Annotated in this window: 10 protein-coding genes and 2 pseudogenes; 3 read left to right on the forward strand and 9 right to left on the reverse strand. The window is 37.6% G+C overall.

Annotated features, from left to right (window positions below; genetic code table 11):
- From FFR48_RS16730 to FFR48_RS16760, 7 genes and pseudogenes are all read right to left on the reverse strand, one after another.
- Window positions 1-761, reverse strand: a pseudogene (locus FFR48_RS16730) (hypothetical protein); the annotation flags it as partial.
- 20 nt (window positions 762-781) lie between these two features.
- Window positions 782-1,732: a DUF4365 domain-containing protein gene (locus tag FFR48_RS16735; RefSeq protein ID WP_137668147.1), complete on the reverse strand. Its 951-nt coding sequence runs from the start codon at window positions 1,730-1,732 to the stop codon at window positions 782-784.
- Window positions 1,733-1,734: 2 nt separating this feature from the next.
- Window positions 1,735-3,315 (reverse strand): ApeA N-terminal domain 1-containing protein, encoded by a 1,581-nt coding sequence (locus FFR48_RS16740; RefSeq protein ID WP_137668148.1) that lies wholly within the window; start codon window positions 3,313-3,315, stop codon window positions 1,735-1,737.
- A 75-nt stretch (window positions 3,316-3,390) separates the two neighbouring features.
- Window positions 3,391-3,630, reverse strand: a pseudogene (locus FFR48_RS16745) (glycerol kinase); the annotation flags it as partial.
- Between the two features lie 82 nt (window positions 3,631-3,712).
- A complete protein-coding gene (locus FFR48_RS16750; protein WP_137668149.1) occupies window positions 3,713-7,753 on the reverse strand; it encodes a PriCT-2 domain-containing protein in 4,041 nt (1,346 codons plus the stop codon).
- 287 nt (window positions 7,754-8,040) lie between these two features.
- Window positions 8,041-8,757, reverse strand: coding sequence for a hypothetical protein (locus FFR48_RS16755; protein WP_190348787.1), 717 nt, complete (start codon window positions 8,755-8,757; stop codon window positions 8,041-8,043).
- A 308-nt stretch (window positions 8,758-9,065) separates the two neighbouring features.
- On the reverse strand, window positions 9,066-10,157 hold the full coding sequence (locus FFR48_RS16760; protein WP_137668151.1) for a hypothetical protein: 1,092 nt from the start codon (window positions 10,155-10,157) through the stop codon (window positions 9,066-9,068).
- A gap of 812 nt (window positions 10,158-10,969) precedes the next feature.
- On the opposite strand from FFR48_RS16760, the gene FFR48_RS16765 reads away from it, so the two are divergent.
- Window positions 10,970-11,395: a helix-turn-helix domain-containing protein gene (locus tag FFR48_RS16765; protein ID WP_137668152.1), complete on the forward strand. Its 426-nt coding sequence runs from the start codon at window positions 10,970-10,972 to the stop codon at window positions 11,393-11,395.
- Window positions 11,396-11,610: 215 nt separating this feature from the next.
- On the opposite strand, the gene FFR48_RS16770 is transcribed toward FFR48_RS16765, so the two are convergent.
- A complete protein-coding gene (locus FFR48_RS16770; protein WP_137668153.1) occupies window positions 11,611-13,476 on the reverse strand; it encodes a relaxase/mobilization nuclease domain-containing protein in 1,866 nt (621 codons plus the stop codon).
- Window positions 13,477-13,638: 162 nt separating this feature from the next.
- Entirely contained in the window at window positions 13,639-14,001 is a 363-nt protein-coding gene (locus FFR48_RS16775; RefSeq protein ID WP_236104092.1) for a plasmid mobilization protein, read from the reverse strand.
- A 706-nt stretch (window positions 14,002-14,707) separates the two neighbouring features.
- Here FFR48_RS16775 and FFR48_RS16780 point away from each other — a divergent pair.
- Window positions 14,708-15,856, forward strand: coding sequence for a ParM/StbA family protein (locus FFR48_RS16780; RefSeq protein WP_137668154.1), 1,149 nt, complete (start codon window positions 14,708-14,710; stop codon window positions 15,854-15,856).
- Complete coding sequence (locus tag FFR48_RS16785) at window positions 15,853-16,470, forward strand: hypothetical protein (RefSeq protein WP_137668155.1); 618 nt, start codon at window positions 15,853-15,855, stop codon at window positions 16,468-16,470. The genes FFR48_RS16780 and FFR48_RS16785 overlap by 4 nt, the downstream gene beginning before the upstream one ends.
- Window positions 16,471-16,621: the final 151 nt, after the last annotated feature.

Here is a 16,621-nt window from a genome sequence, read left to right on the forward strand (position 1 = left end):
ATGAGTGCCAAGAATTGGTCTTGGAAATGATGGCATCTGTTCGCAATAAGATGCCATTTTATCAGCAGGGTTTGAGGGCTGTAATGCTTATCCAGCAACCTCTTTAGCTCCTTTGTCGCCCCCTCAAGTATTTGACTTTCATCATTGACTATATATCTAGGTATTGGGTTATAAGTATTCAATATTTCATCTGTGACTGAGTTTAATTGTCTGGAATATTCGGAAATGATATTTATATATGTAATTTCCAATATTCCTATTGACTTGAGAGCAGATTCATATATATAATCTTGTGTTGTTTTTCTTGATCTGTTTTCAATACTTTCTCTTTCTGATCTAGATATTTCTGGTTTTATATCCATTTTTTTTAAATACTCAATATGAGATTCCATGCTGGTAATAAGTATCTTTCCTATTTTCTTTTGTTCCTGATTTTTTCTGAAACTTTCTAAAGCTCTATTGCCAATATAGATACTGATAACTGTTCCAACAGTTGTTAATAATTGTGCTATTATTCTGTTATCAAAAATCTTATTATAATCCTGTTGTAAATTCTGAAAAATATATGCAGATAAAAATGGAGAAATCAAAAAAAGTACAGAAGGAAAAACAATAAGTCTATCACTCAACCAGTTAACTGATATTTTCCATATATCAATTCCAGGGTTTATCTTGACGGCTTGCCAAATTAGCCATAAACCGATAAGACTGGTTACAGCTAAACTCAAAAAAATACTTTCTGAAGATAAATTGGTATTCATAATTTTATGTAACAATAAATCTAGTAGACATCACATACTTCTTCAATTGTCCAATATATGTCCCTATTAAGTTGAATAAGTTCTCCAAGGGAAAATAGAAGTCTTTCATGATTTTCCCTAGTAGGTGAATTTTTGAAAGCACTTATTGCTTGATCAACTCTCTGCCAAACATCCTTGCTACTACCAGCACCAAATTCAAAACTAGAAATATCAATATTGCTCCCTGGTGGCCACAGTCTAGCAGAACCAGGAGTATAATCAAGCTGACCTAACAAAGCTTCACTTTTGTTCCTAAGACTTGCTACTACTTGAAGTGTTTCCTCTTGAAATCGAGTTGTCATTACAGCCATACGACGCTGCAATCTATCAATTATATCTATAGTATTTGCAAGGTTACTTAACTCGTGTATTAGTATACCTGGATATTCAGGGTTATCAAGTGGTACAACTGGTCGCTTGGAATCAAACTGTTCTATTAAAATGTATATCCATTCCGGTACATTAGCATTCAGTATAGCTTGCATTTGTTGTGGCATTTCATCTATATCAAATCCAAAGCAGTCAGAAGCACGCACTACAATTGAAACTGTTTTCTGCCTTTGCCATGAAGTATTTTCTTGCAACTGCTTTCGTGGATATGCCCAATAGCAAGTTTTCTTACCAATATCTACTACTATGATAAAAGTTGGAGATGGTTGGATCAGCCAGTAATTAGCTGTAGAAACTTTGACAGTAATTCGGAAATTATCACCTTCTTGTTGAACCTCTTGAGTACCTTTACATTGAATATTAAACATTTGTCCAGTTGGGCAACCCTGCTGATCCAAAAGCTCGCAATAGAAATCTATACCTATATCTTGTGACTCAGGAATTGCAACTGGATTTGCAAATCTTGAAAGAGTTGCACTTAATAAATTTGCAGCAATATTGCCTACAGCTTTAGAATTTGTTCGCTTGGGTAGTTTTTTCATATTTACCTATTTTTGGAAATGATTGTTTTTATATCCAAATCATTCAAACCAAGTTGTTTGAGTAAACAGATTTCCAGCAACACTTTTAACTTTCTACTTAGGATTTGCAAATCTTTACCTGATGCTACATATTCGTCTTTCTCAGAAGATAAGTGAGTTAAATAATTTCTAGTTTTTCTAATTTTCTTTAGAAAGTTATTTTGGTCTTCCAATGATTCAAAAAAGGTGTTAGGTAAGCAATCTTGGTACTCAATTATTATTTCTTTCAGTCGTTCTCGTAAAGAATAATTATTTAAGTGTGAGAGCTTTTCCTCTTTTAATATCCTCTTATATTCCTGTAAATCTAAACTTCCTTCTCCATTTTCAGCAGAAATCGAATTTGGAATAGAATTTACAGCTTGCTCCAAAGTTTTCCGCACAACTGACTTATAAACTTTTTTGTCAATATATCTTCCGTCATGTGTAAGATTATGAAATGCCTCTATTGCTTGAGCAAGGCTTAGGAAAAAATCATTTATATGTCTTTTTGGAATGTATGTTAATCTCAAATATAAATCTATAATAGACTCTATATTTTTTGAATTATGCTCCCAAAGATTTAATATTTCATTAAATTGATTCTTTACATCTTGAAAGTAAAATAAAACTCTTTGCTGATCAAAATTTGCATCTAAATTATCTAATTCTCCGACATTAAAATATATCTCAATCGGAACGAGTTTCTCCTTTTCTTCTTCAATAACTTTTACCTCTTCACCAAAATATTTTATCTCAAAGCCCAAGTCACTTTTTGCAACCCGCTCTGGTTTAATCAAATCTGCCATTAAATCAAAATGAAGATGATCAGGTATTTTAAACTCTTTTTCTATGATCACAATGCTTGATTGAATATCATAAGGATATGTCATTTGACCAGAGGCAAAAATCAATAGTTCTTGAAATAAGTAGATCACATGGATGATATCTTCCAATTTTTTTTCAGTATCTGATCGGATAATGATAGATTTTCTCTCTTCAAGTGAAACTTTCCTCCCTATGTTTCCAAAAAATGCAGCTATTTGTAGTTTATCTAGCTCAATTGGTTTATCATATAGAATTAATGAAAAATCTGATAATTTACCAAGTTCAATAGGTTCTATTGTTGTTTGTTTTACAGTTATCTCTTGGACTTGATTGCCTTCTTCATTAGTAGACCAATTAATTTCAAAATTAGGCAATTTTACCCATTCTTCTAGATTCTTATATCTTAAAAATACACCTTTTAATGATATTTGTTCTACTGTTTTAAAGTGATGCCCAATCAGTAAATATTTTGCATGGATTGTACTAGTTTGAATACCTGTTTTAAAACCTAAAGGTTGGTAGCAATCACAGAGAGTAACTTTTTTACCATTGACCAAATATCCATTGATAATATCAATCTTTATCCCATGAGGGATAGAATCATCAAATTTGATTTCCTGTAATTGATCAAGCAGATAAAGTTTGGGAGATTGATTAGTAGAAAATGTGAGTCTACCATATACTTCCTTGCCTGGATTATTGGGGAGAAACCAAACACCATCTTCTTCAAGATTTTTCATTACTTGTTTATACAAAATACGAAAATATTATACAACATATTTTTCAAAATCAATTGTATCCTTTACTTTTATTGATTAAACCCAATCAAAAGTCTTACTAACTGCCTTCTTCCACAAGCGATAACAACCTTCCCTCTCCACCTCGTCCATCTTCGCTTCCCAAGTCTGATCTAAAAGCCAATTCTCAGACAACTCCTCCAAACTCCCCCAGAAACCAGTCACTAACCCAGCAGCATAAGCAGCCCCCAACGCTGTAGTTTCTGCTACCTGCGGACGAATCACAGGCACACCTAACACATCACTTTGAAACTCCATTCCTAAAAAAAGCAGCAAGCTATATCGCAATATTGGATTGCTTTGTTTCAAATATAAAAAATCAGGTTTTTTGAGTTTAAACTCAGTATTCCGGTTCTACTTTAGCTAAGTACAAAACCAAACTGCGCTTAACCTCATCATGAATTTCTTTCGGCAACACAGATATCAAACAATCCATTAAAAAAGCTTTGATTTCTCGACAAGCTGCATTTACAGCCGTAGAAAACCCTTTCCAGCCAAGATGTTCAGCAAAAGTAATCACCTGTTCAATCACCACTTCCGCCGATTCATTACCCACTTCCCTATCCTGTTTAAGAACAGGTAAATACTCCTCAATCAACCAGCGTTGCTCTTGAGTCAAAATCTCTAGAGAATTATTACTACCCCTATATAAAGAGTTATATAGGAGCAGTAATAATTTCCTGAAACTTTTCCAACCGCCAAAATACTTTTTAGCAATTTTACTGATCCATTCTTGAGAAATACCAGCCGCCTTACCCAGCATCTCCTGAGTAACTTTCTCCCACTCTGTCACCCCATCTGCTACCAATTGCTTAAACCCTTCAAATATCCCCCGGCGTGTTTGTTGTATTTGCGTCCCTGCTTCTGGACAGATATCAAAAGCATCAGACTTCATCAACTTAGCACCAGGGTAATAATCCGCTAAATAGGATAAATCCTTGTCACTGACAATATAATAAATTACTTCCTCCTCCTCTCTCCTATTAGCTCTAGTCCTACCCGCACACTGAACCACCTCATTTTTAACTAAGTCATTAATAAAATCTTGTAAACATATATTCTGCCTACCAACATTCCTATCTCCTGTTAAAGTTATATAAACTTGCTCAGATGCTCCAATATCCTGATAAGGAGTGCCAAAACTACAAATAGCTTGCTTATCTTGATACGCATTACTACCACGATTATCAGCAAACCAATGTCCATCACCCTGATTCTTATGTGCTAAGTGGTCTATGTATGCAATATTGCCATCATGACGCTTGTCTAATTCTTTTCGGAGTGCTGCAAGCCGTTTTTTTAACGGTTCACTGCGTTCCTTACCCAGCAACCCAAAACCTGTAATTTGGTGGATGGTGAGATTGCTGTAATCTGGTGGAATTTCACAAATAACCAGTATCTCATCTGGGTTAATACCCAATTGCATCGCTATATTTTCACGAGTAGCAGTAGCATCCATCAGGAAAACAAAGTCAAAAGCTTTGAGTACATCAATTTGATTAGTGTTTTTAGTAGCAACAATTAAACGTTTATTTTTTACCCGTAATGCTCCCGCTTTGATACCACCAATGACTTCTAAAAGGGGAATTAACCATCTCACAGGTAAGTCGTTGATATTCTTGTAAGTTTTCTGTGTAGCTTCTCTATTGAGGTAACTACGAATAAACTTTAAAGTTTTTCTGCTGAAAGAATCGCGATCGCTCTTATCAACACCATCCAATGTCACACTATCAGCCTGTTGTACCAGTTCTTCAATATCTGGAGCAATAGTTTCCAGTTCAGCAATAATTTCTGGTAAATTAGCAGGAACTTCCCCTAACAATTCCTTGATCAATTCATCATTATACCCGTAGTATGTCTCCTGAAGTACCGGAACTTGACCATTTAGCAGCGCCCGCAGTGGTAAAATTAAACCCTTAATTTTATCGTATACTGCGGGTAGCCTAGTTTGCACCTCCATAAGTGCAAAATCAAAATCTTTTAAACCAGCTTCGATAAAATCAACCGGTTTTAATTGTCTTGATACTTCATCAACAAAAGCGATCGCTTTCATTTCCGTAATATCTTCAGGTTGGGGTAAAGAGTTAATATTGGCACGAATGCGATCCGATGCGAGTGCTTTTCTTCTATCATCTCGGAAAGTAGAACCAGATATTCTCGGTAATTTGTTACCTTCGCTATCAGTACCCGCACAATTAGCTCTGGATCTACAACCGTTGCAAACAGGGTTAAAACTAGCTTCTGCGGTTGATTCTGCCTTGTATCCTTTTTCTCTTAAAATATGAAAAATATGTGTGAGAGGACAATTTCCTTCAATGTTTGTTTTTTCCCCAGGTTTAGGCCAGTGTATCTCTGGGTTGCCTAATGGGGTGAGTTTAGAATAATCTGCTACTAATCCATTGTGACGGACTGTTAAATCTGTCCACTGTTCAATAGTTGCTACAGTGGGGTTACGGTGTTCATTGCTCAGGTAGAAAAGTGTTTTTGCTTCCAACTGTTTTGGTGTAAACTCTCCTACTGTGTGAGATTTACCTGCACCTGCGTGTGATAAATCTAAAATGAATTTTTTACCAGATTTAATAGCGTCAATATAAGTCTGCTTACGTTCCTTTGCTCCAAACCAGATGTCAACATCTACATGGGTTGTTCTTGGAAGTGTAATGGGTTCTGGTTGGTAAACAACGTTACCTATAAACCGTTTGGCTTTATTAGTAACATTTATTAAGGTTTGAATAAACTCTTGAGCGTCTCTGTTTATACCGTGTTTAGCTTGCCATTCCTGTTTACTGATAATGGGATCTTGTATAGGGAGAAGGAAAGTAGATATTTGCCCTGCTCCCTGCTCTCTTCCCCAGTGCTTCTTCTGTTCAACGGTTGGAAATCTAAACCCATACTGTTTAGCGATGTGAAATAGAGTACCAATTGATATACCAGAACGACCGCGAAAACTCTTAATTTTAGCTCTAATATTCCAAGTAGTTCCTTTAATTGATGGACTCCACTGTTCTGCGATAATTTCTGCATCTACAGGTCCATAATAAGAATTGAGTGCCATTAATACCTGTAAGCACTCATGATAATTATTGCTACCAGGACTACGGGAAGGAATGTAAGTTAAAGCTTGTTGAATTAGCTGATCAATATCCCAGTTGTTAGCTTCTGCACGCTCTTGAAATTGTATCCGACGGGCTGTAATTTCAGCTATCCGTTTTTCGTACTCAATTTTTTCTTGATAAGCGGTGGTAACAGCTTCAGCTATCCAAGATTGGGGTAATCTAGCGTTAGGGTTGATCAGTGGAAATGTTGCCTCAGTTGACCCGTAAAACACCCGTGAAGCATCTTTACAAGCGGGGTCATGGGGCAGGTGTTTCATTAAGTAGCGTGTTAGCACTTCTACAGTTTCTGCACCCTGAACGTATTCAGGTAGTACGAATACTAACCGGAATTTATGCCAGTCTGGTTTATGGCTGGCTGTGGTGTAGATTAAAGCGCAATATTGCTTAATGAATGGGTGTTCTAGTGCTTCATCTAATGTGAGTTGATGTTGGTAGATTTTTTTTGCTTGTCTACCATCTGATTTTTCAATGATATTACCGTTAATGTCTACCCAAGCTCGATTAATTTTGATTGGTTTACCATTTTCATCGAGTGGATTATTATTTTCATCTGTCCAAGTTGCGGAGTTGTCAATATCTAGTAGTACCCATTGAGAACCAATAATATTGGCTTTGCTTCGCCATTGCCCACCCAGTAAACCAGCACATAAGGCGTGTCCTGCTCTTACATGGCTGATAATGTCCCAAATAGTGCCTATTGTATCTTGGAAGTTGGCTGCTAGTTTACGAAAATCCCAGTCTTTATTTTTACCAGTGGCGTTAAAAGCAAAACTGATTTTGTCGTTCTGTATAGGCTCTGGTTCTAACTGTGGTGTAAATTGAGGCTGTTGTACGGTTGGTTTTTTTAGTTCTGGCTGCTGTTTGAACTCGGTGGGAGTTTCAATTTGTTGACTGGTTGGTGGTTGTAGTTCTGACTGGTTATGAAATTGCTGTTGTTCGGTTTGATGCTGTGTTTCTAACGAGTTGTAAAAATGCTGTGGACTGCTTAGGTGTTGCGTTTCTTGTTTGATTTCACTGGAAAATTGAGCCTGTTGATCAGCTAGGTTTTGTTGCTTCCATTGATTGTTAAACTGCTGTCCAGTGCTTGTTTGTTGAAGGTTAGACTCGTTGTTAAACTGTTTTTGTTCAGTTGGGTGTTGCGTTTCGGACTGGTTGTTAAATTGTTGTTGCTCGGTTGGATATTGTGATTCTGACTGGTTGTTAAATTGTTGTTGAGCGGTTGTGTGTTGTCTATTTGACTGATTGTTAAATTGCTGTTGTGACATGAGAGCCAATCCTCCTGTAAGTGTGTTGGAGGAATTGGAGCTATCCAGCATTAGTAATCTTTTAGACGAATACTCAGAAATGTAAGAAGATAAAGTTCCTGAATCGCTTTTTTATTTGTAAAATCAGTGTTCTTCTGGTTTTACATCTCAACTTTTTTGAGATAAGATCACTAACAGGGATATATAAATTAGGCTGCGAAACCCAATACCCTGCTCCAATTCCGATGATGGAATGTATTTTGAAAACCTTGCTGTCCACACTGGACGCTGAGTTTTCGCCTTTTAATTTAGTTGCACGTAGCTAACCAAGATTTAACAAGTTCAGTTACTTCCTCCTCTTGAATAACAAACATAGTGCCTTTTCTTCTGAGAGCTAGAGTTCTCATGCTTCCCACCTCAGCATAAAGGTGTTCATTGAGATTTGAAGCTTTTCTAGTAGGATGCCACAAAACTAAAACTTTTGCGGTGCGTGTTTTTGTGGCTTCTCTTGAAGACATATCAAACAGGCTTCGGTTTTTGTTCAGCCACTTTTCATAATCTGCCAACTCAAGCAGTGGACAGGGTTTCCAAGTAGTTAAACCACCTTTATTCTTCTTTCTGACTTGGAGAATTTCTCTAGCTTCGTTGTATACCACTTCCCTATCTCCAAGAGAGCGAATAGAGATAAACAGGTGAGTTTTGCGCGGAAACCTGATAAACAAGTCAATAGGGTTTTTGTCTTCAACCTGAAGTACAGGAAAGATTTCTATTCCTTCGCTTTTAAACTCCTCTAAAAGTATGGTTGTTAATTTTTCCAGTCGTGCAATTTTTTCAACCCTGACCGATGGCTTGTAGGCCAAGCCAAAACGTGACCAACCAGCTGGACTTGTGCCTGTAGCGATTTCTGAATCACTAGCAGCTAGAACAGCAGGGTCAACGTTTTTCGCCTCCCTAAGTCCCTCTAAAGCCGCTTCGTTGTGCGGCGGTAGCTGAAAATCGGTTGGTGGGTCTTTCACGGTTAACATTGGCGACATTAACAATTAATAATGTGAAAATAGCACTACCTGTTCAAATCCTAATGCCTAACACGGCATTTTGAACCAATAGGTAATGAATGATCATTTTCCTTAAAATATTGTTTAGCTTTTAACTTCTGGATATCAAGTAATTTCTGAAACTGCAATATCTATGGATTTTTGCTGAATATTTATGTTTTGACTAAGTACGTTGGTGGGAAAAACCAACCCAATTACAAAAAAGTAAATTCACCAAAATCCTCTTCCCTTTTGCTTTTCACCTCTTGTCTGTCATAAGGACAATTTTTAACGCCGACCTACTTATCATTATTTTTACAAATTGCATCTTCCACAAGTTTTGCTACCCATTCTATTACCGCTAAATCTGACTGTTTAGCAGCGTCTTGTATTAATGGTTGTAATCGTGCTGGAAGTTGTAAGGTAAGGTTAAAAGTTTTTCGTAATGGGATGACATTTTTTCTGACTTGAGAAGATTCTCCAAAGCGGTAAGTCCAGTATTCGCATTCTGCACCCCGTTGGTTGCCGTCTTTCTCAACAAAGCTTAATTTACCCAGGCGATTCCTACGGAAAGCTTCGCTAACGCAATAAAAACTTTGTGGATCATCCTTTACCGAATCCCGACTACAATACAAACAATTCCAGCAGCTACGGTTTAATGACTGCTGAGAATCCTCAGTTGATTGATGTTGTTGCTCAAAAGAGTCCTTTTGCCTGGATTTTTTGGTTGAGTTCTCCCGATGGTACTCTCTGGCTACTTGGGCGACGTGACCAGATGTAACTTTTCCTTTGGGGGCTGTAGAAACTGCTTTAGCCCAAGCTTCGCGCTGTTTTTCTGGGGGTAGGTTTACTAAAGGTCTAACTTGGCGCTCATTTGCCGGCAAAATTTGTGCGCCATGGCGCACATTTTCATAAACCGAAGCTGCATCAATTAGTTGGTAAACAGAACGCCGGGACATTTCCCAACGTTCTAGACAATATTCCTCAAAGGTTTTGTAGTTTTGCCGATAAAGTCGTTGATCTCGAATTTCACTCAAAGACTGTCCTATTTCCCAAAAATCTCTTAAACCCTTTTCATTTCTGCTCTCTAACCTATGTAGGTTGTCTGCTATAGCTGATGCCTCTAGCACGTTACCGTCGTAAGCGCAGCTATGGCCGCAGGGATTTACGTCACACCAGTTATCATCCTCATTTAGATGATTTTCGGTATTTGATAGGTTTTTGCTATCAGCTTGATCTGGTTCAGAGTTCTTCTTTAACCCTATTGGCTCACTATCTTGAGCAAAAGTAAGATTTTGTGTAGCCAAAAAAACGGTAGAATTAGAGGATGACCTTGCAAAGTTCTCTTTTTCATTAAAAGAAACTCGATCTAATGCCGTTGTGTACGTCATAACTTTAGCTTTGAAAGCGATGGATGACACCTTGTTTATTGACGGATGCTTTCTCAGGTAGATTTTGTAACCTTGCGACTTGCAATATAAATAATGCTTGCATAATGCAATATAATTTGCACCTTTATTTATAATTTCTTAACAATTTAAATTTGACCTGTACTAATTTCCGTGATTTAAACTGTCCGTTTTTGCCTGTGGATTGAATATTACCGATACTTACAGGCAGAAAAAGGTATAAAACTGGCAATTATCAGCGATTTTAGGTTTTTGGGTTAGATTGGACTAGAAAAGAGTAAAAGATTACCCCTAAGCTGTCACACAAAGAAAATTGGCGATTGGCTACGCCAGTGATACCGTTCGTGAATTGTTGAGATTCTGGGAGAGTGGGATACGGTAGTCTTTCCCTAATTATTGATATTATAGAAAATTTAAATCGCTCACTGAATAAAGATGATAAAATGTATTTCTTAAAGAACAGCCCAACTACAACTGAGTAGCTAGGCACAATTTAATAAAAAACCTCTCTTCAAACCTTTACCCTGTCATCAAAGGGGCTTTATACTCCCTTTTTAGCAGATACAAGGGTGTTCAAATGCTATTTGAATCGCTTCTTTACTTACCACATATGTTAGGAATAAAAGAAACATATCATGTTCTGATTATGATTTGTCTATTACCTGTGTTACTCGAACATCATTTTTCTTCACTAATCCTATAGGTTGAGTAAAAAGTGCGATAAAAATCAAAAGGTTGTACTGATGGAAGAGGCAAAAGTAAATTTTATAACTGGTAGAACCAGGCTTTCTACTATGCAAAAACGTCAAAAACGATTAGTTGAGTTAATTGAATATTTATTGCAAGCTGGCTGGACTCAAACAACGTTATCTGTAGAAATTGGTGTTGATTTTTCAACTGTATATAGGTGGTTGAAAGGTAAAGCTATTCCCGAAACTGACTCTAAAAATTTCTTGCGTTTAGCAAAATTGAGTGGTGGTGATAGTGAAACTTTAAAACAATACTTGGATGGTTATATATCTCTATCTACTTATCTTCAAAATTTTGATTTAGCTGAAAACTCGTTAAATAGTGCTGCAACCGATACTAAATATCCTGTTGAGCAAATTAAAGAGGAGGTTTTAGCACGAATTTATACCTTAGATCCAGTAGATATTGCTGATATAATTTCCACAAGTGTGGCATTTTTAGCAGAAAGCCGGAAAGCAGCTATAAGATAAGATGTAGAACAACAACTATCATTAGTATAGCTTCTGTTGTTGGTTGTACCACTACCAAAAAATATAAAAAAGGTATAAAAATCTGGTAAACCAGAATTTGATGTTATAGCTGTAGCCATCAAGATTGGGACATTAACTATAGCAGGTTAAAACGGGTATGGTCAAAAGTAGTTCTTGGTGGAACAGTGTCGCACAATAATTCTCCTTATATAGATTTAAAGTTCCCAATCTAGGGTTTGTGTAAATTGGTGCTTTTTGACTGGTTGTTTCCTGTCACTTAACAGCTGATTCCAACCAGCTTGACCGGGAGACACTCTTTTGGCTTGGGGGAGTTTAGTCAATAGGTCAGATATCAAGTCTTCAACTTTTTCATTATCTTTAACAGCAATGACCACTGTATCAAGCGAGTCCAAAAATTCTAAAGGTATTTGAGAGCGATCGCCTATGGCGGGTGTTTCGCCATCGCCTACACTCCAATACAATGTTGGTTGTCGTTTTCTCTTGTCAACAGTTGACTCTAAAGCAATAACAGAAAGAACTTCGATAGGGTCACTGAGTAAAACTGCTCTTGTGACTGTGGTATCCGTAGCAATCCAAAAACTACCATTTTTTGTAGGTTCAGAGTTGAGAGGAATAGCCGTAAAATCACCAGTTGGTTCTAACTGTTTGGCAAGAGTTGGAACATCATCGAGAGTGCGTTCTACAAAAATTGGTTGACCTGTTTGACTGGGATACAGCCAACCCTTTTGATACAGTTCATTGAGCAAAGAAACGGGTAAATTGTACTGCTGGTTTAAGTTTTGGCGTATTTGTTTCCAGTTTGCGGGTTTTGGTGTAGGTAAGCAGTTTGTTTGTGTTGTAGCTGGTGTGACATTTTCAGCACTTCGCTCTGTTATATTTTCGATATCCTGATCATCCTCCGTTGCTTTTACTGTTGATGCAATATTTTTTACAGGTTGCTCTAGAAGTTGTTGGATAAGCTCAATATCCTGTTCTGTTCCTACTGCTGATGTTGAATGGTCAGCAGTCTGTTGTTTTTGAATACGGGTTTTATTGTGTTTTCGAGAAACAACTGATATTGGAGTTTCAGTAGTTTGTCCAATTTGAATCCGGTTGTTATCTTCTTGTAAAGAAATCAACGCTATGTTATTTGTTCCCTTTTTATCTGGTTTAATTTGTTGTTCATCTTGTTGAGTTTTGTTGAATACAGAATTAACAGTAGTTTGCTTGGTTATTTTTTGCGTGTGCTTATTATCGTGTTTATCTTGATTGGATGTAGTGTTTTCCACATTTCGCTTCATTAGTTCTTGAATGCGTTTATCATCCTGTTTAGGAATATAGCTAACACCGCGATGCTTTTGTAAACCAGGAAAAGTATATGCTTTACCAAGGTGTGTACCACTGAAAGCTACTCCATTAAGTTGATAACTAATGCCTTTAACCTTGCCTGTGCGAGTATAACCAACACAGACATTAATACCTTGTTGTTGCGATCGCTTAATTAACTCTGGCATAGTAGGGTGGTCATGGGTTGCTTTGTCTAGAGAATACTGAAGTTTGACTCTAACGCTTTCTTCCCCAGTTCTAGCAAGTTGTCTGCGTTCGCCAGTAGTAGGACTACGCTCCTCTTTTTTCTTACTTGGTTTTACTGTTTGCAAATTGTATTCTTTCTCTAACTTACGAATCACAGCTTCACTTCTGGGATAGTCCCAGCTATCGGAAACCGTAGTTCCATCTAAGCGAATACGACTAGCAACAATATGTGCATGATCATGAGTCCGGTCAGTGTGTCGCACTACAATATATTGATTCATGGTAAAGCCCATTGCTCGTAAATATTTCAGGGCGATTTCATGCCAAGTATCATCATCTAAACTCTCATTGTGAGGCAAACTCAGGGAAGCATGATAAACAGTTCTACTAACTTTTGGGTTAATACGCTTAGACAAGAGTAACTCAGCAGCTAATGAACGAGGGGTTGTTTCGTCCATATTGCCACCAATTTGTCTTGCTCCTTCCTTACTAAAAAGGTATTTGAGCAATTTGATAAAGCTTTTACCTTTAACCTGTTTAGCAATCAATTTTCTTCGTGCAATACAAAACTTATACAAAACGCTCCAACTAAGCAAATATAAGAGTTTTAATGTTTGCTTCCTGCTTCTAGCAAGGATGTCGGCATCTCCTTGTCCACAGGCGTAAATTCCGCAGATTTTGATAATTTCTCGCAGCACTTGTTTGACAAATCAATCTTCCTCATCTTGTAAATCAGTAATTAAATCAACCTCCGTGATTTCTCTCCGCACTTGTCTTACCAAATTTCTCACCTCTTCTAGTAACGCTCGATCAACAACTACTGGTTCACCCATGAGTACCGATGTATTGATAGCTTTAGCTATTTGGTTGAGGTTATTGCCTATTTTCCCCAATTCCCAGTAAGTTTGACCTGCTACTTTGGTGACACGCCTGGGTAATCTATTTTTGATAGTCTTAGCACGGAATAACTCTGCCATTGTCAAGCTGTTTTCCTCTGCCATTCGTCGCACCTGTTCTTTTTCTTCTGGTGTGAGGCAGATATGAAACCTGATTGTGCGCTCTTTTGGAGGCATGGCTCAATTTCTTACAAAGATTATGTTGTATTTCTAGTTTTAAATATGTAAACCAATCAGTCATTAGCCAAGTGGATATTTTTTCTTTGCGTTTTACGAGTCATGTAAAAAGCGAATCTTGTTTTCGTTGAGTTTGATTTTTTTCGTATCGTCTCCCCCTCCGTTACGGTGGTTAACCTACTTAGGTAGGGGAACCGTGAAAGGAGGGCAAGTCTGTCGCTGTTTCCCTGAAAAGTACAACCTTTTTGCATCATAGAGATGCACATTGCGACATGGCTTGCTATGCCCCAAACGTTTTTTTGGGCTACTCAAATCAAAAAATTGAGTGTTGTTCGATGGTTGTTCAATGGTTGTATGTTGGCAGTTCGATGGTGGTTCGTTGGCAGATTTATTGTCAATAAGCCTTTTTATTGAATATCAATACTTATACAAAGCATACTGAGTGGCGGTTGAATGGCTGTTAAATGGTTGTTGTCTGGCAGTAGCATGGTAGCTCAATGGCTGTTTGATGGTGGTTTGGTGGTGGTTCAATGGCGCACTTTTTGGAATCAAATTTTTTGAGCATAAAAGCAACGACTTGATCAACGGTTGTGAAAAAAATAGCCAACTGGATAAAAATTTTGGCAAAAAAATAGTCAGTAGGTAGATAGGCATAATTTTTATTTGCACTTAACTTAAAAAGAAGTTGTTAGGCAAACCAGAATCAATGTCAAACTTGATCGTCAGTTTTGACCCTGGTGCTTCCTTGACCAAAATAGTTTATGAACTAGCAACTGAAGGCAAACCATGTTTGATGACAATGGAACCAGAAATGCTAAGGTTGCCACAAAGTTCGATTGACGCTTATATGTCAAGTCGCAAGGGTCTAGAATCTTCTCATCCAGTAGATGAAGCCTGGGTATCTTGTACAGCAGATGGTGATACACAATGTACAGTAGTGGGATTTTTAGCACGTCAGTTTTCAGCATCCGCCAGACTAGATAAGCTCAAGTACGAAACTTCAATTGACAAAGCTTTAGCGGTTGTTGGTGCGATCGCTCAACACAATAAACTACCCAATAGGTTCTCGTTATCACTGACTTCACTACTACCCTACGGTGAATATCAAAATCGCCAAGCCTTTGAAGAACAGTTACGGGTTGCACTCAAAGATTTTAGATTTCGGGGTCAAAGGTTGCGGGTGAAGCTGGAAAGATTCGAGTGTTTACCTGAAGGTGCAGGATTGGCCATGATTCGCCAACGCCAAAACGGTAAAGCATGGTTCAACGCTCAAACCATTGCGGTGCTGATGTTTGGACATCGCAATAGCAGCCTTCTCTTATTTGAAAGGGGCAAGATGACGGCGGGTTATACCAATGGGTTGGGCTTTCACCAAATGGTAAAACGATTAATTGAACGCACATCTGGACAAGATGCCACTACTTTAACTGCTGCTATCTATGCAGCCGGTGCAGATATCACAGCAGATAACCAAGCAATTCGCGCTTTGGTCAAAAGCAAAGACCCAAAAAACATTAATTATGAGTTGCAGATGATTGTTAATGCCATTGCTACTGCTAAAGCTGAGTATTGGTCTAGGCTTTACGACTGGCTGGAATCTACTTTACCTGCGGTGAATGAAGTGATTTTAAGTGGTGGTGCAGCGTTGTACTTAGAGCAAGAGTTACAGGAATGTTTTGAAGAGATTTCCACTTACTGGGGTACTGATTTACAACAGCAGGTACAGGAAGCATTTAAGAATGCCAGTAATGATTATTACCATACATTTCGAGAGCAAGAAACTTTGTCCTTTAGGTTAATTGATGCTTTTGGTTTATTTATGCGATTTAGAGCGCAAATGGAGAAAGTAGCATGACTACCAACAAAAAACAGCCCTCAAATAATGACAATAACAGACAAAATAATAGACAGAACAGCAGTAGCAAAAGGTCTGACGGTATTAATAGTAATAGAACTGACAGATATCGTAAAGATTTCAAATTTCATTGTCGTCCCTATTCAAATACAGCAGATGGGCAATTAATTTCTTATTTGCAACAGGGAGATAACGTGCATTCTAGTAAAGAAATGGTATTGCAGGCATTAAGAATGTGCTGGTTGCCATTAGCATACAAAGCACAAGCAAATACAGGTGTAGGTATTAGTGAACAAGAAACACGTCGAGTAGGGTTGATTTGTTGTCATGCTCTGGAGCAACATTTAGCTTATTTACGAATCGAATTAGGATTACCACACAAATCAAGTGATGTTTTACCTGTACCCCTAAGTACAATGACTAATCCTCAAACCCTTGCTGCTATGTTTGGTTTGGATGTTGGTAATTCTAGTGATGATGATACCACTAATAAAAATGAAGATAGCACCAACAGTAATAGTGGTAGTGAGTCACAAAGAACTGATTCTGACTCTTTCATTCCCGGAAAAGGGTCTTTTCATGATGACGATGACGATATGTTCGCAGATATTTAATTATCCATTTAATCAAATTTAGTTAAATAGACCTGTCCGAAATATATAACGGAAAAATGGTAGAACGGTAAATGGAAAATATACCGTGGTTCTACCAAAGATGAAAAATATTACCAATTATATACATATGTACCCAAAACGCGCTAGGGGT

Source organism: Sphaerospermopsis reniformis (assembly GCF_005402885.1).
GTDB lineage: Bacteria > Cyanobacteriota > Cyanobacteriia > Cyanobacteriales > Nostocaceae > Sphaerospermopsis > Sphaerospermopsis kisseleviana.

Excerpts from the sequence above, each read along its gene's own strand:
- FFR48_RS16735 (WP_137668147.1), bottom strand. The coding sequence starts at position 1,732 with ATGAAAAAACTACCCAAGCGAACAAATTCTAAAGCTGTAGGCAATATT.
- FFR48_RS16740 (WP_137668148.1), bottom strand. The coding sequence starts at position 3,315 with ATGAAAAATCTTGAAGAAGATGGTGTTTGGTTTCTCCCCAATAATCCA.
- FFR48_RS16750 (WP_137668149.1), bottom strand. The coding sequence starts at position 7,753 with ATGTCACAACAGCAATTTAACAATCAGTCAAATAGACAACACACAACC.
- FFR48_RS16755 (WP_190348787.1), bottom strand. The coding sequence starts at position 8,757 with ATGTTAACCGTGAAAGACCCACCAACCGATTTTCAGCTACCGCCGCAC.
- FFR48_RS16760 (WP_137668151.1), bottom strand. The coding sequence starts at position 10,157 with ATGACGTACACAACGGCATTAGATCGAGTTTCTTTTAATGAAAAAGAG.
- FFR48_RS16765 (WP_137668152.1), top strand. The coding sequence starts at position 10,970 with ATGCAAAAACGTCAAAAACGATTAGTTGAGTTAATTGAATATTTATTG.
- FFR48_RS16775 (WP_236104092.1), bottom strand. The coding sequence starts at position 14,001 with ATGCCTCCAAAAGAGCGCACAATCAGGTTTCATATCTGCCTCACACCA.
- FFR48_RS16780 (WP_137668154.1), top strand. The coding sequence starts at position 14,708 with ATGTCAAACTTGATCGTCAGTTTTGACCCTGGTGCTTCCTTGACCAAA.
- FFR48_RS16785 (WP_137668155.1), top strand. The coding sequence starts at position 15,853 with ATGACTACCAACAAAAAACAGCCCTCAAATAATGACAATAACAGACAA.